Annotated in this window: 13 protein-coding genes; 11 read left to right on the top strand and 2 right to left on the bottom strand. The window is 60.2% G+C overall.

Going from position 1 to position 14,498, the window contains the following annotated elements:
• Positions 1 to 82: 82 nt before the first annotated feature.
• Together GXB78_RS08480 and ybaK are read right to left on the bottom strand one after the other, a co-directional pair.
• Complete coding sequence (locus GXB78_RS08480; RefSeq protein ID WP_329515085.1) at positions 83 to 865, bottom strand: PhzF family phenazine biosynthesis protein; 783 nt, start codon at positions 863 to 865, stop codon at positions 83 to 85.
• A gap of 99 nt (positions 866 to 964) precedes the next feature.
• Positions 965 to 1,435, bottom strand: a complete 471-nt coding sequence (ybaK, locus tag GXB78_RS08485) for a Cys-tRNA(Pro) deacylase (protein WP_329515086.1) — start codon at positions 1,433 to 1,435, stop codon at positions 965 to 967.
• Between the two features lie 351 nt (positions 1,436 to 1,786).
• On the opposite strand from ybaK, the gene GXB78_RS08490 reads away from it, so the two are divergent.
• The 11 genes from GXB78_RS08490 to GXB78_RS08540 all read left to right on the top strand — a co-directional run bounded on the left by GXB78_RS08490 (position 1,787) and on the right by GXB78_RS08540 (position 14,489).
• Positions 1,787 to 2,638: an MIP/aquaporin family protein gene (locus tag GXB78_RS08490; protein ID WP_329515087.1), complete on the top strand. Its 852-nt coding sequence runs from the start codon at positions 1,787 to 1,789 to the stop codon at positions 2,636 to 2,638.
• Between the two features lie 77 nt (positions 2,639 to 2,715).
• On the top strand, positions 2,716 to 4,218 hold the full coding sequence (glpK, locus tag GXB78_RS08495; protein WP_126366033.1) for a glycerol kinase GlpK: 1,503 nt from the start codon (positions 2,716 to 2,718) through the stop codon (positions 4,216 to 4,218).
• Positions 4,219 to 4,313: 95 nt separating this feature from the next.
• Positions 4,314 to 5,069 (top strand): DeoR/GlpR family transcriptional regulator, encoded by a 756-nt coding sequence (locus GXB78_RS08500; RefSeq protein WP_007953179.1) that lies wholly within the window; start codon positions 4,314 to 4,316, stop codon positions 5,067 to 5,069.
• A gap of 245 nt (positions 5,070 to 5,314) precedes the next feature.
• Positions 5,315 to 6,850: a glycerol-3-phosphate dehydrogenase gene (glpD, locus tag GXB78_RS08505; protein ID WP_329515088.1), complete on the top strand. Its 1,536-nt coding sequence runs from the start codon at positions 5,315 to 5,317 to the stop codon at positions 6,848 to 6,850.
• Positions 6,851 to 7,444: 594 nt separating this feature from the next.
• The gene (locus GXB78_RS08510) at positions 7,445 to 8,359 is read left to right on the top strand and encodes a glutamate/aspartate ABC transporter substrate-binding protein (protein ID WP_329515089.1); all 915 of its coding nucleotides are present in this window, start codon (positions 7,445 to 7,447) and stop codon (positions 8,357 to 8,359) included.
• A gap of 199 nt (positions 8,360 to 8,558) precedes the next feature.
• Complete coding sequence (locus GXB78_RS08515) at positions 8,559 to 9,305, top strand: amino acid ABC transporter permease (RefSeq protein ID WP_042607379.1); 747 nt, start codon at positions 8,559 to 8,561, stop codon at positions 9,303 to 9,305.
• Positions 9,305 to 9,976: an amino acid ABC transporter permease gene (locus tag GXB78_RS08520; RefSeq protein ID WP_217865352.1), complete on the top strand. Its 672-nt coding sequence runs from the start codon at positions 9,305 to 9,307 to the stop codon at positions 9,974 to 9,976. Before GXB78_RS08515 ends, GXB78_RS08520 begins: the two co-directional genes overlap by 1 nt.
• Positions 9,973 to 10,707 (top strand): amino acid ABC transporter ATP-binding protein, encoded by a 735-nt coding sequence (locus GXB78_RS08525; RefSeq protein WP_016773390.1) that lies wholly within the window; start codon positions 9,973 to 9,975, stop codon positions 10,705 to 10,707. Before GXB78_RS08520 ends, GXB78_RS08525 begins: the two co-directional genes overlap by 4 nt.
• Before the next feature lie 220 nt (positions 10,708 to 10,927).
• Positions 10,928 to 12,829 carry a two-component sensor histidine kinase AauS gene (gene aauS / locus GXB78_RS08530; protein WP_329515090.1) on the top strand — a complete coding sequence of 634 codons (1,902 nt, stop codon included), beginning with the start codon at positions 10,928 to 10,930 and terminating at the stop codon, positions 12,827 to 12,829.
• Positions 12,826 to 14,151: a two-component response regulator AauR gene (gene aauR, locus GXB78_RS08535; RefSeq protein ID WP_042607381.1), complete on the top strand. Its 1,326-nt coding sequence runs from the start codon at positions 12,826 to 12,828 to the stop codon at positions 14,149 to 14,151. The genes aauS and aauR overlap by 4 nt, the downstream gene beginning before the upstream one ends.
• An 8-nt stretch (positions 14,152 to 14,159) precedes the next feature.
• On the top strand, positions 14,160 to 14,489 hold the full coding sequence (locus GXB78_RS08540) for a GlpM family protein (protein WP_329515227.1): 330 nt from the start codon (positions 14,160 to 14,162) through the stop codon (positions 14,487 to 14,489).
• Positions 14,490 to 14,498: the final 9 nt, after the last annotated feature.

The following is a 14,498-nucleotide window of genomic DNA, read 5'->3' on the forward strand; positions in this document are numbered from 1 at the left end:
CGAATGCGGTGTTTCAGTCGCCGAAGATGTTGACTGAAAGACCGCCTTCGCGAGCAGGCTCGCTCCCACAGTTGGTTTTGCCTCAGCCTAAAAACAGGGTGCCACTGGCCACCAGCGTCGCATTGCCGCCAATCTTCACCCGCTCACCTTCCAGCCGACAGAACAACTCGCCGCCCCGCGCCGAGCGCTGGCACGCGGTCAGGTTCGTTTTGCCCAGACGCTTGGACCAGTACGGAATCAGGCTGCAGTGCGTCGAACCGGTCACCGGGTCCTCGTTGATGCCGATCGCCGGGGCGAAATAGCGCGAGACGAAGTCGTGCTGATTGCCGCGCGCAGTGACAATCGCGCCCAGCCACGGCAGTTTCGCCAGCGCAGCCATGTCCGGTTTGCAGTCGAGCACGGCCTGTTCCGACTCCAGCACCACGAACAGCTCGTTGGAGCCGAGCACATCGACCGCCTCAACGCCGAGCGCCCGCTCAACATCCAGTGTCACACCAATTTCCGAAGGCACGATGGTCGGGAAATCCAGCCACAGGCGGTCGCCTTCGCGGCTGACACTCAGCGGGCCGGACTTGCAGATGAAGTCGATACGCTCGGCGCTTTCCTTATGGATTTCGAACAGCACAAATGCGCTGGCCAGGGTCGCATGCCCGCACAGCGGCACTTCGGTGGTCGGCGTGAACCAGCGGATATGCCAGGCCTGCCCTTCGCGCACCAGAAATGCGGTTTCCGCCAGGTTGTGTTCGGCAGCGATTTTCTGCATCAAGTCATCGGCCAGCCAGCTGTCGAGCCGATAGACCATCGCCGGGTTGCCACTGAACGGCCGATCACTGAACGCGTCGACCTGATGAAACGCAAGCTGCATGATTTTCTCCCTGAATTGGTCGCCCGAGCATGCAACGGCTGCCCGGATCAGTGCCAGTGACAGAAACGCAATTTTTTCTTCATACAGCTCGCACGCTTGTTACGTGCGACCGATATCGGCGAACTTCGCCTGGGTGTGCTCGGCCAATACCGCTGGCGCCAATTCCACTTCCAGCCCTCGCCGGCCGGCACTCACATAGATAGTCGCAAAACCCTGAGCGGAATTATCAATGAAGGTGCGCAGGCGTTTCTTCTGCCCGAGCGGGCTGATGCCGCCCAGTAGGTAGCCAGTGGAACGTTGTGCAGCAGCCGGATCGGCCATTTCGACTTTCTTCACTCCGGCAGCCTGGGCCAATGCTTTGAGGTCGAGCGTTCCGACGACCGGCACTACGGCCACCAGCAGTTCACCTTTTTCACTGGTGGCCAGCAGGGTTTTGAACACCTGCGCCGGTTCGAGTCCAAGCTTCTCCGCTGCCTCCAGCCCGTAGGACGCGGCCTTCGGATCATGTTCGTAACTGTGCACGCGATGTTCGGCACGAACTTTTTTCAACAAGTCCAACGCTGGGGTCATGGCAGCTCCGGGTTCGGCAATCTCAGAAAAAACCTGCGGCCGATTCTAGGTCATCAACTGGCAAAAGGCTCTATTCCAAGCCGCGATTCCCGCGGCCTCGAGGTCAATTCACCCGGAGAGCCGCCCCGATCATTCACGTGGCGAATAGTTATATTGTGACTGACGGTTCACTTTCGACCTTTGACAGGTTTGTTTCTTGTCTATATTTTTTCGAATCTGAATAATGTAAGAATCATGCTCAGCGCAGTACCCAGCAGTAACCCGGGAACCGAATGGGGATTCCGACCCGGTGAAGATCGCGCCCTGCTCCGTTGGCAAGGCGCCACACAAGAAAAAGAACCGAGGTTTTCAATGACAGCTGCTTTACCGCAACCTTCGCTTTCCGGCCAATGCATAGCCGAGTTTCTCGGCACCGCCCTTCTGATCTTCTTCGGCACCGGATGTGTCGCCGCGCTCAAAGTCGCGGGCGCCAGCTTCGGCCTGTGGGAGATCAGCATCATCTGGGGCGTCGGCGTGAGCATGGCGATCTACCTCACCGCCGGGGTTTCCGGCGCGCATCTGAACCCGGCCGTGAGCATCGCTCTGGCAATCTTCGCTGACTTCGAAAAGCGCAAACTGCCGTTCTACATCCTTGCGCAAATTGCCGGCGCCTTCTGCGGCGCGCTGCTGGTCTATACGCTTTACAGCAATCTGTTCTTCGATTACGAACAAACCCACCAGATGGTGCGTGGCTCGGCCGCCAGCCTGGAACTGGCGTCGGTGTTCTCCACTTACCCGAACCCGGTGCTGTCGACGGCTCAGGCATTTCTGGTCGAGATGATCATCACCGCGATCCTGATGGGCGTAATCATGGCCCTGACCGATGACAACAACGGTCTGCCTAGAGGCCCGATGGCGCCGCTGCTGATCGGTTTGCTGATTGCCGTGATCGGCAGTGCGATGGGCCCGCTGACCGGTTTTGCGATGAACCCGGCGCGTGACTTCGGTCCGAAACTGATGACTTTCTTTACCGGTTGGGGTGAAATTTCCTTCACCGGTGGACGTGATATTCCGTATTTCCTGATTCCGATTTTTGCACCGATTGTCGGTGCCTGCCTCGGCGCTGCCGGGTATCGCGGGCTCATCGCCCGTCACCTGACCGGCGCCACACCTGCTACAAAGGATGCAGAACCGGCCATTGACGGCAAACCAAGAACTTCTTGAAACAGTCGGCGCCGGCTCCTGCCCATCCGAGCCCGTGCCATGGCCCACTCTCGTTTTATTCGTCCAAGGCAATCGACATGACCGACATTCAGAACAAGAACTACATCATTGCCCTTGATCAGGGTACGACCAGCTCCCGCGCGATCATTTTCGACCGCGACGCGAACGTGGTCTGCACCGCGCAGCGCGAATTCGTTCAGCACTATCCGCAGGCCGGTTGGGTCGAACATGACCCGATGGAAATTTTCGCCACCCAGAGCGCAGTGATGGTTGAAGCGCTGGCCCAGGCCGGCCTGCATCACGACCAGGTGGCCGCTATCGGTATCACCAACCAGCGTGAAACTACTGTGGTCTGGGACAAGACCACCGGCCGCCCGGTGTACAACGCGATCGTCTGGCAGTGCCGCCGCAGCACCGAGATCTGCCAGCAGCTCAAGCGCGACGGCCACGAAGACTACATCCGCGACACCACTGGCCTGGTCACCGACCCGTACTTCTCCGGCACCAAACTGAAGTGGATCCTCGACAACGTCGAAGGCAGCCGCGAGCGTGCACGCAATGGCGAACTGCTGTTCGGCACCGTCGATAGCTGGCTGATCTGGAAATTCACCGGCGGCAAGGTGCACGTCACCGACTACACCAACGCCTCGCGCACCATGCTCTTCAACATCCACTCGCTGGAGTGGGATTCGAAGATGCTGGAGATTCTCGACATCCCGCGCGAGATGCTCCCGGAAGTCAAAGCCTCTTCGGAAATCTACGGTCGCACCAAGAGCGGCATCGCCATCGGCGGTATCGCCGGCGACCAGCAGGCGGCGCTGTTCGGGCAGATGTGCGTGGAACCGGGCCAGGCGAAAAACACCTACGGCACCGGCTGCTTCCTGCTGATGAACACTGGCGACAAAGCGGTGAAATCCCAGCACGGCATGCTCACCACCATCGCTTGCGGCCCGCGCGGCGAAGTTGCGTATGCCCTCGAAGGTGCAGTGTTCAACGGCGGCTCCACCGTGCAATGGCTGCGCGATGAACTGAAAATCGTCAACGACGCCCACGACACCGAATACTTCGCCAACAAGGTCAAGGACAGCAACGGCGTGTACCTGGTGCCGGCGTTCACCGGTCTCGGCGCACCGTACTGGGACCCGTATGCCCGTGGCGCGTTGTTCGGCCTGACTCGCGGCGTGCGTGTCGATCACATCATCCGCGCCGCCCTGGAATCGATCGCCTACCAGACCCGCGACGTACTCGACGCCATGCAACAGGACTCCGGCGAACGCCTCAAGGCGCTACGCGTGGACGGCGGCGCGGTGGCGAACAACTTCCTCATGCAATTCCAGGCCGACATCCTCGGCACCCAGGTCGAACGCCCGCAAATGCGCGAAACCACCGCCCTCGGCGCGGCTTACCTGGCCGGTCTGGCCTGCGGTTTCTGGGGCAGCCTGGAAGAACTGCGCGGCAAGGCAGTGATTGAGCGCGAGTTCGAACCGAGCCTCGACGAAGCCGCAAAAGAGAAACTGTACAAAGGCTGGAAAAAGGCCGTCAGCCGCACCCGTGACTGGGCGCGTGAGGACGCTGAATAAGCCAGGCTGAGGACTGAGTAAAGCTGGAAACTGGTCGGGAGGGGATTCCTGCGGCATCATGGGCAAATTTTGCTTGGCAGCCCAAAGGAAGCCCCATGAATCTGCCTCCCCGTCAGCAGCAAATCCTCGAGCTGGTCCGCGAACGCGGCTATGTGAGCATCGAGGAAATGGCCACGCTGTTCGTTGTCACCCCGCAAACCATCCGCCGCGACATCAACCAGCTCGCGGAAGCCAATCTGCTGCGTCGCTACCACGGTGGCGCCGCTTACGATTCCAGCGTTGAAAACACCGCGTATGCGATGCGTGCCGATCAGATGCGCGACGAAAAACAACGCATCGGCGAAGCCATTGCCGCACAGATCCCCGATCACGCCTCGCTGTTCATCAACATCGGCACCACCACCGAATCGATCGCCCGCGCCCTGCTCAATCACAGTCACTTGAAAATCATCACCAACAACCTGCACGTCGCCTCGATGCTCAGCGCCAAGGATGATTTCGATGTGCTGTTGACCGGCGGCAACGTGCGGCGGGACGGCGGTGTGGTCGGTCAGGCGAGTGTGGACTTCATCAACCAGTTCAAGGTCGATTTCGCCCTGGTCGGGATCAGCGGGATCGATGAGGACGGCAGCCTGCTCGACTTCGATTATCAGGAAGTGCGGGTGAGCCAGGCGATCATTGCCAACGCGCGGCAGGTGATCCTGGCGGCGGACTCGAGCAAGTTCGGGCGCAACGCGATGATCCGACTGGGGCCGATCAGCCTGATCGATTGCCTGGTCACCGATCAGCAGCCGGTACCGGCGCTGGCGCAGTTGTTGAGTCAGCACAAGATTCGTCTGGAAGTCGTTTAACGCTTTCAGGCATCAAAAGATCGCAGCCTTCGGCAGCTCCTACATCTGGAATGCATTCCTCCTGAGCTGCCGAAGGCTGCGATCTTTTGCTTTTAATGTTCGGATATTTTCCTTTCTCGGCCCTTCGATGAGTTTTTTCAATCGAATGCGACTGGCTGCGCGCGTGTTTATGGGCTACCATTTTCGCAAATGAACATTAATGTTCGATTTCCAAGACATAAAACCAAAAGAACCGAGGCCAGCCGATGTCCACCTCTACCTTGCGTACGCCCCCTCTCTCCGAGATCTATGACGTTGCCGTGATCGGCGGCGGGATCAATGGCGTGGGGATCGCAGCGGATGCCGCCGGTCGCGGTCTGTCGGTGTTCCTTTGCGAAAAAGATGACCTGGCCAGCCACACCTCGTCGGCCAGCAGCAAGCTGATCCACGGTGGCTTGCGCTATCTTGAACATTACGAATTCCGTCTGGTGCGCGAAGCGCTGGCCGAGCGCGAAGTGCTGCTGGCCAAGGCGCCGCACATCGTCAAACCCATGCGCTTCGTGCTGCCGCACCGCCCGCACCTGCGTCCGGCGTGGATGATTCGTGCCGGCCTGTTTCTTTACGACAACCTCGGCAAGCGCGAAAAATTGCCGGGTTCGAAAAGCCTGAAGTTCGGCGCCGACAGCGCGCTGAGAAGCGAAATCAGGAAAGGCTTCGAATACTCCGATTGCTGGGTCGATGACGCCCGCCTCGTGGTCCTGAACGCCATGGCCGCCCGTGAAAAAGGCGCGCATGTGCACACCCAGACCCGCTGCGTCAGCGCCCGCCGCAACAAAGGTCTGTGGCATCTGCATCTGGAGCGCGCCGACGGCAGCCTGTTTTCAATCACCGCCAAGGCTTTGGTCAACGCCGCCGGTCCATGGGTCGCCAAATTCATCCGTGACGACCTGAAGATGGAATCGCCGTACGGAATCCGTTTGATTCAGGGCAGCCATGTCATCGTGCCAAAGCTGTACGAAGGCGAGCATGCGCACATTCTGCAAAACGAAGACCAGCGCATCGTCTTCACCATTCCGTACCTGAACCACTTCACCCTGATCGGCACCACCGACCGCGAATACACCGGCGACCCGGCGAAAGTGGCGATCACCGAAGGCGAAACCGATTACCTGTTGAAAGTGGTCAATGCCCACTTCAAGAAGCAAGTCAGCCGCGAAGACATCCTGCACAGTTATTCGGGCGTACGTCCGCTGTGCAACGACGAATCCGACAACCCGTCGGCGGTCACTCGCGATTACACCCTGGCCTTGTCGGGCGGCACTGAAGAAGCGCCGCTGCTGTCGGTGTTCGGCGGCAAACTGACCACTTACCGCAAACTCGCCGAGTCGGCGATGGCGCAACTGATGCCGTTCTTCACCCAGATGCGCCCGAGCTGGACGGCCACCGCTACCCTGCCCGGCGGTGAGGACATGACCACGCCCGAAGCCCTGAGCGCACGGATCCGCGACAAGTTCGATTTCGTCCCGACTGAAATCGCCCGGCGCTGGGCCGTCACCTACGGCAGCCGCACCTGGCGCATGCTCGAAGGTGTGCAAACCCTCGCCGACATGGGCGAGCACATCGGCGGCGGGCTCTACACCCGCGAGGTCGATTACCTGTGCAGCGAAGAGTGGGCGACCACCGCGCAGGACATTCTGTGGCGCCGCACCAAGCTCGGGTTGTTCACCACGGCGGATGAACAGCAGAAGCTGGCGACGTATCTGGGCAAGGTTGAGCAGAACCGCAAGATCGAGGCGGCTTGATCGTCGTTGATGGCTGAAACGAAAGCCCCTGAATTGTGAGATTCGGGGGCTTTTTTGTTGTGCCCGCAAGATCCAGCCCCCCTCACCCCAGCCCTCTCCCCCCAAGGGGGGCGAGGGGGAAAGGGAGCAGATTGGGGAAATCCTCAAGTCCTGCGCTTGCAGATATTTTCCCTCAACCCCAGCCCTCTTCCCCAGGGGGTAGAGGGGGAAAGGGAGCCGATCTCGGTGGGTTCCAAAATCCGAGTTCGACTCGGTCTCTCACGTCTACCTAACTAGACCATCCGCCGCGGTCAGTCCCCTCTCCCTCCGGGAGAGGGTTAGGGTGAGGGGCTTTTGATCGTTCGGTTTTCCGAACGCGACCTCCCAGTCGATTCGGTAAACCGGATCAGTTACCACAAAACAAAGCATCACAAAACTTTAATAACGTTATAAAACAGCCACTTAACTGACTATTCCTGCTCTGGCACGACTCATGCTCTACACTCTCTCGACGAATGCCTGTTGTGCCAACACTTCAGGAGCCGTCAGGCATTCGAAGCACAAAAAGGGCCGACAAACTGGCTCCATAAAAAAAACAATGTCGAGGAAAATTTGATGCGCATCGTTCCCCATATCCTGGGCGCAGCCATTGCTGCCGCTCTGATCAGCACGCCAGTTTTCGCCGCCGAGCTCACCGGCACCCTGAAGAAGATCAAAGAGTCCGGTGTCATCACCCTGGGCCACCGTGACGCCTCTATTCCGTTCTCCTACATCGCTGATGCGTCCGGCAAGCCGGTTGGGTACTCGCACGACATCCAGATGGCCATCGTCGAAGCGATCAAGAAAGACCTCGACCTGCCGAACCTGCAAGTCAAATACAACCTCGTCACCTCGCAGACCCGTATCCCGCTGGTGCAGAACGGCACCGTAGACGTGGAGTGCGGTTCGACCACCAATAACGTCGAGCGTCAGCAGCAGGTCGACTTCTCCGTCGGCATCTTCGAAATCGGTACCCGTCTTCTGTCCAAGAAAGACTCGAAGTACAAGGATTTCGACGATCTGAAGGGCAAGAACGTCGTGACCACCGCCGGCACCACCTCCGAGCGCATCCTCAAGGCGATGAACGCCGACAAGCAGATGGGCATGAACGTCATCTCCGCCAAAGACCACGGCGAGTCCTTCCAGATGCTGGAATCGGGCCGTGCCGTTGCGTTCATGATGGACGACGCGCTGCTGGCCGGCGAAGCGGCCAAGGCCAAGAAAGCCACCGATTGGGAAGTGACCGGCACGCCACAGTCGTACGAAATCTACGGCTGCATGATGCGCAAAGGCGACGCGCCATTCAAAAAGGCTGTGGATGACGCGATCGTCGCCACCTACAAGTCGGGCGCAATCAACAAGATCTACGAGAAGTGGTTCATGCAGCCGATCCCGCCAAAAGGCCTGAACCTGAACTTCCCGATGAGCGACGAGCTCAAGAACCTGATCGCCAATCCGACCGACAAAGCGGCTGACGACAAGAAGTCCTGATTTTCTGACTAACCTTATCCCCTGAGGAGGCGCCTGCCTTCTCAGGGGATGGTCACTCCCTGCTGGCATTTTTCTGGAAACACTCGAACCGGTGGCTGTCGAGCCGATCGCGTGTGCCCGGTCTTGAAAAAAGACTGGGGAGGGAACGGAGTTCCCCAGGCGGGCACTTGTACATCGATCGAATCGAGGGGAGACCCTAATGAATTACAACTGGGACTGGGGCGTGTTCTTCAAGTCCACCGGTGTGGGCAGCGAGACCTATCTCGACTGGTTCATCTCCGGCCTGGGCTGGACCATCGCCATCGCCGTCGTGGCGTGGATCATCGCCCTGCTGCTCGGCTCGCTGCTGGGCATCATGCGCACCGTGCCGAACCGCATCGTATCGGGCATCGCGACCTGCTACGTCGAGCTGTTCCGTAACGTGCCGCTGCTGGTGCAGCTGTTCATCTGGTACTTCCTGGTGCCCGATCTGCTGCCGGCGGATCTGCAGGAGTGGTACAAGCAGGACCTCAACCCGACCACCTCGGCCTACCTGAGCGTGGTCGTCTGCCTCGGTCTGTTTACTGCTGCCCGTGTCTGCGAGCAAGTGCGCACCGGTATCCAGGCGCTGCCCCGTGGCCAGGAATCCGCCGCCCGCGCGATGGGTTTCAAACTGCCGCAGATCTACTGGAACGTGCTGCTGCCCCAGGCCTACCGGATCATCATTCCGCCGCTCACCTCGGAATTCCTCAACGTGTTCAAGAACTCCTCCGTGGCGTCCCTGATCGGTTTGATGGAATTGCTCGCGCAGACCAAACAGACCGCCGAATTCTCGGCCAACCTGTTCGAAGCGTTCACTTTGGCGACGCTGATCTATTTCACCCTCAACATGAGCCTGATGCTGTTGATGCGCCTGGTCGAGAAGAAAGTCGCAGTGCCCGGCCTGATCTCCGTGGGGGGTAAATAATGGAATTCGATTTCAGTGGCATCGTCCCGGCCATTCCCGGTTTGTGGAACGGCATGGTGATGACCCTCAAGCTGATGGCCATGGGAGTGATCGGCGGGATGGTTCTCGGCACGATCCTCGCGCTGTGCCGTCTGTCGCACAACAAGCTGCTGTCGAGCATCGCTGGCGCCTACGTCAACTATTTCCGCTCGATTCCGCTGCTGCTGGTGATCACCTGGTTCTATCTGGCGGTGCCGTTCGTGCTGCGCTGGATCACCGGTGAAGACACGCCGATCGGCGCATTCACCTCGTGCGTCGTGGCGTTCATGATGTTCGAAGCGGCGTACTTCTGCGAAATCGTCCGTGCCGGTGTGCAGTCGATTTCCAAGGGCCAGATGGGTGCTGCGCAAGCACTGGGCATGAACTACGGGCAGATGATGCGCCTGATCATCCTGCCGCAGGCGTTCCGCAAGATGACCCCACTGCTGCTGCAGCAGAGCATCATCCTGTTCCAGGACACCTCGCTGGTCTACACCGTGGGCCTGGTGGATTTCCTCAACGCCTCGCGCGCCAGCGGCGACATCATCGGCCGCTCCAATGAGTTCCTGATTTTCGCCGGTCTCGTGTACTTCATCATCAGCTTCGCCGCCTCGCGGCTGGTCAAGCGTCTGCAAAAAAGGTTCGCCGTATGATCTCTATCAAAAACATCAACAAGTGGTATGGGGACTTCCAGGTGCTGACTGATTGCAGCACCGAGGTCAAGAAAGGCGAAGTGATCGTGGTCTGCGGCCCGTCGGGTTCCGGCAAGTCGACGCTGATCAAGTGCGTCAACGCCCTTGAGCCGTTCCAGAAAGGTGACGTGGTGGTAGACGGCACGTCGATCGCCGACCCGAAGACCAACCTGCCGAAGCTGCGTTCGCGCGTGGGCATGGTGTTCCAGCATTTCGAACTGTTCCCGCACCTGACCATCACCGAAAACCTGACCATTGCGCAGATCAAGGTGCTCGGCCGCAGCAAGGAAGAGGCGACCAAAAAAGGTCTGCAACTGCTTGAGCGCGTCGGCCTGTCGGCGCACGCCCACAAGCATCCGGGGCAACTGTCCGGTGGTCAGCAACAGCGTGTGGCGATTGCCCGTGCGCTGGCGATGGACCCGATCGTCATGCTGTTCGACGAACCGACTTCGGCGCTCGACCCGGAAATGGTCAACGAAGTGCTCGACGTGATGGTGCAACTGGCTCACGAAGGCATGACGATGATGTGCGTGACCCACGAAATGGGCTTCGCCCGCAAAGTGGCTGATCGGGTGATCTTCATGGACCAGGGCAAGATCATCGAAGACTGCCCGAAAGAGGAATTCTTCGGCGACATCAGCGCCCGCTCCGAACGCGCGCAGCACTTCCTCGAGAAAATCCTGCAGCACTGACAGCACCACCGATCTGCCCTTTGTGGCGAGGGAGCTTGCTCCCGCTGGATCGCGCAGCGGCCCCAAAACCTGCAAATTGCGTTGTATCCGACACAACGCATTCGCAGCGTTTACGACTGCTTCGCAGCCGAGCGGGAGCAAGCTCCCTCGCCACAGGTTCCAGGCTCGACCAAACCAGTGCGTCGTCCGCGGCAGCGCTGGTTGACCCAAGGCATCTGTGATGAAATGCGACCCCACTCTTTATCGCGCTGCAGAGCCATCACTTGCCGTGAAGCCCCGTCTGATCCGTCATCTGTTCCTGCCGCCGCTGATCATCGCCCTGATGGTCGGACTGGGTTTCATCGGTTTCTGGACCAGTGAACACTTCGGCATCCGCAGCCTCGGCGAGAACGGCCAGCGTCAGCTGGAACTGCACGCCCGCGCAGTCGAAAGTGAAATCAGCAAGTACACCTACCTGCCCAGCCTGCTGGAACTCGAAACCAGTGTGCCGCAGTTACTGGCCGACCCGACTCCGGAACACCGGCAGACGGTCAACGATTACCTCGAAGGCCTGAACCGCCGCAGCCGCAGCCGCGCCATCTACGTGATGGACACCACTGGCCGGGTCATGGCCACCAGCAACTGGCGCGATGTCGACAGTTATCTGGGTGAAGACCTGTCCTTCCGCGCTTATTTCAAAGACGCCGTGCGCGGCCAGCCCGGGCGTTTCTACGGCATCGGCAGCACCAACGGCGAACCCGGTTACTACCTGGCCCACGGCCTCGAAGAGCACGGCAAGATCATCGGCGTCGCGGTGGTCAAAGTGCGCCTGGAAGCCATGGAAGAACGCTGGCAACGCGCGCGTCTGGAAGCGTTCGTCAGCGACGAGAACGGCATCATCATTCTCTCCAGCGACCCGGCCAGGCGGCTGAAATCGGTAATTCCACTGAGCGACGAGGTCAAGGAAAAACTCGCTCGCAGCCTGCAGTACTACTGGTTCCCGCTCAACGAACTGCAACCGCTGGCCCGCGAGACCCTGGCCGAAGGCGTGGAGAAACTGACCTTCCCGGCCAACAGCGAATTGCAGCCCGACGAAGACGACATCAGTTATCTGGCGCAAACGCGGCTGTTGAGCGATACGCCGTGGAACTTCACCCTGCTCACGCCTTTGCAGGACCTGCGCCGTGAGGCGATCAATCAAGGGATTCTGGTGGCGGTGGCGTTTGCCCTGTTCGCGTTCCTGTTGATCGCCTGGAACGAGCGGCGCAAAGTCCTCGCCACCCGCCTCGCCGCCCGCGAAGCGTTGCAGGAAGCCAACAGCCAACTCGAACGTCGGATTACCGAACGCACCGCCGATCTGCGCGCCAGCAACGAACGCCTGAAGAGTCAGATCCGCGAGCGCCGCCAGGCCGAGGAGACCTTGCGCCGCGCCCAGGACGAACTGGTGCAGGCCGGCAAACTCGCCGCCATCGGCCAGATGTCGACGAGTATTGCCCATGAACTGAACCAGCCGCTGGCCGCCATGCGCACGCTGTCGGGCAATACCGTGCGCTTTCTCGAGCGCGGCCAGCTCGACGTCGCCAGCACCAACCTCAAGACTATCAATGATTTGATCGACCGCATGGGCCGGATCACCGCCAGCCTGCGTTCGTTTGCCCGGCGTGGCGACAACAAGGGTCAGGCCAGTCTTGGCAAAGCCGTCGATGCCGCGTTGCAAGTGCTCGGCGCGCGTATGGAAAACACCCCGCTGCAGATTCACCGGCAGTTTGCCGATGTGCAGTTGCAGATCGATCAGACCCGCCTCGAACAGATCCTCGTCAACCTGATCGGCAACGCCCTCGACGCCATGCACGCGCAACCGCAGCCGCAACTGTGGCTGGAGGGTGAAGAATTCAACGGCAAGTATCGCTTGCGTGTGCGCGACAATGGCCACGGCATCGACGCCGAAGCGCGCAAGCATTTGTTCGAACCGTTCTTCACCACCAAACCCGGCGAGCAAGGCCTGGGACTGGGCCTGACCCTGTCCGCCAGCCTCGCCGCTGCCACCGGCGGGCATCTGGGTGTAGAACACCCGGCCGGCGGTGGCACCACTTTCGTCCTCAGTTTACCGTTGGTAAGCCCTCTTTCTGCCGAGCCAATATGAACCCCGAACTCAGTGTGCTGATTGTCGAAGACGACCCCCATGTGCTGCTCGGCTGCCAACAGGCGCTGACCCTCGAAGACATTCCGTGCATCGGCGTCGGCAGTGCCGAAGAAGCGCTGGCGCAGGTCGGCGACAACTTCGCCGGCATCGTCATCAGCGACATCCGCCTGCCGGGCATCGATGGCCTGGAATTGCTCACCCGCCTCAAGCAACGTGACCGCAGCCTGCCGGTGGTGCTGATCACCGGCCATGGCGACATTTCCATGGCCGTCGGCGCGATGCAGAAAGGCGCTTACGATTTCATGGAAAAACCGTTCTCCCCGGAGCGTCTGGTGGACGTGGCGCGGCGGGCACTGGAGCAACGCAGCCTCGCCCGCGAAGTGTCATCGTTGCGTCGGCAACTGGCTGAACGCGACTCCCTTGAAGGACGGATCATCGGCCGTTCACCGGCGATGCAGAACCTGCGCGAGCTGATTGCCAACGTCGCCGACACCTCGGCCAACGTCTTGATCGAGGGCGAGACCGGCACCGGCAAGGAACTGGTCGCCCGTTGCCTGCACGATTTCAGTCGCCGTCACAGCAAACAGTTCGTTGCGCTGAACTGCGGCGGTCTGCCGGAAAACCTTTTTGAAAGCGAGATTTTCGGCCACGAAGCCAATGCCTTCACCGGTGCCGGAAAACGCCGCATCGGCAAGATCGAACACGCCGACGGCGGCACGCTGTTCCTCGACGAAGTGGAAAGCATGCCGCTGCCGTTGCAAATCAAATTGCTGCGCGTCTTGCAGGAACGCACCCTCGAACGTCTCGGCTCGAACCAGAGCGTGGCGGTGGATTGCCGGGTGATTGCGGCGACCAAATCCGACCTCGACGAAGCGAGCAAGGCCGGCGAGTTTCGCAGCGACCTGTACTACCGCCTCAACGTCGTGACCCTGGAATTGCCGCCACTGCGCGAGCGCCGCGAAGACATCCTGCAACTGTTCGAACACTTCACCCAGCAATCGGCCCTGCGTTTCGACCGCGCGCTGCCGGAGCTGGACAACCAGACCCTGTCGAACCTGATGAGCCACGACTGGCCGGGCAACGTGCGCGAACTGCGCAACGTCGCCGAACGCTTCGCCCTCGGCCTGCCGGCCTTCAAGAAATCCGGGGCCAGCGCGGGCCAGGGTCTGGCGTTTGCCGAAGCGGTGGAAGCGTTCGAGCGCAACCTGCTGGTCGACGCCTTGCAACGCAGCGGCGGCAATCTGACCCAGGCCAGCCAGGAACTGGGCATGGCCAAGACCACGCTGTTCGACAAAGTCAAAAAGTACGGGTTGAGCCACTGATGGATCTGATTCTGAAAGCGGCGATCGGCGCCGCAGTGGTGCTGATCCTCGCGGCACTGTCGAAGACGAAGAACTATTACATCGCCGGCCTGGTGCCGCTGTTTCCGACCTTTGCCCTGATTGCGCATTACATCGTCGGCAAGGGCCGTTCGGTTGACGATCTGAAGACCACGATCGTGTTCGGCATGTGGTCGATCATTCCGTATTTCGTCTATCTGGCGACGCTGTATGTGATGGTCGACCGCATGCGTCTGGAAGCATCGCTGGCGGTGGCTGCGGTGGCGTGGTTGATGGCGGCGACGGTGTTGGTCAGCGTGTGGGTCCGGCTGCATGCCTGAACCCACGCG

Origin of the sequence: Pseudomonas moraviensis subsp. stanleyae (genome assembly GCF_036283065.1) — a bacterium.
GTDB classification, from domain to species: Bacteria; Pseudomonadota; Gammaproteobacteria; order Pseudomonadales; family Pseudomonadaceae; genus Aquipseudomonas; species Aquipseudomonas stanleyae.

What these genes read in the sequence shown, in the direction of transcription:
- glpK (WP_126366033.1), top strand. Translation starts at nt 2,716, where the DNA reads ATGACCGACATTCAGAACAAGAACTACATCATTGCCCTTGATCAGGGT.
- GXB78_RS08525 (WP_016773390.1), top strand. Translation starts at nt 9,973, where the DNA reads ATGATCTCTATCAAAAACATCAACAAGTGGTATGGGGACTTCCAGGTG.
- GXB78_RS08480 (WP_329515085.1), bottom strand. Translation starts at nt 865, where the DNA reads ATGCAGCTTGCGTTTCATCAGGTCGACGCGTTCAGTGATCGGCCGTTC.
- glpD (WP_329515088.1), top strand. Translation starts at nt 5,315, where the DNA reads ATGTCCACCTCTACCTTGCGTACGCCCCCTCTCTCCGAGATCTATGAC.
- aauR (WP_042607381.1), top strand. Translation starts at nt 12,826, where the DNA reads ATGAACCCCGAACTCAGTGTGCTGATTGTCGAAGACGACCCCCATGTG.
- GXB78_RS08500 (WP_007953179.1), top strand. Translation starts at nt 4,314, where the DNA reads ATGAATCTGCCTCCCCGTCAGCAGCAAATCCTCGAGCTGGTCCGCGAA.
- GXB78_RS08510 (WP_329515089.1), top strand. Translation starts at nt 7,445, where the DNA reads ATGCGCATCGTTCCCCATATCCTGGGCGCAGCCATTGCTGCCGCTCTG.
- GXB78_RS08490 (WP_329515087.1), top strand. Translation starts at nt 1,787, where the DNA reads ATGACAGCTGCTTTACCGCAACCTTCGCTTTCCGGCCAATGCATAGCC.
- aauS (WP_329515090.1), top strand. Translation starts at nt 10,928, where the DNA reads ATGAAATGCGACCCCACTCTTTATCGCGCTGCAGAGCCATCACTTGCC.
- GXB78_RS08520 (WP_217865352.1), top strand. Translation starts at nt 9,305, where the DNA reads ATGGAATTCGATTTCAGTGGCATCGTCCCGGCCATTCCCGGTTTGTGG.
- ybaK (WP_329515086.1), bottom strand. Translation starts at nt 1,435, where the DNA reads ATGACCCCAGCGTTGGACTTGTTGAAAAAAGTTCGTGCCGAACATCGC.
- GXB78_RS08515 (WP_042607379.1), top strand. Translation starts at nt 8,559, where the DNA reads ATGAATTACAACTGGGACTGGGGCGTGTTCTTCAAGTCCACCGGTGTG.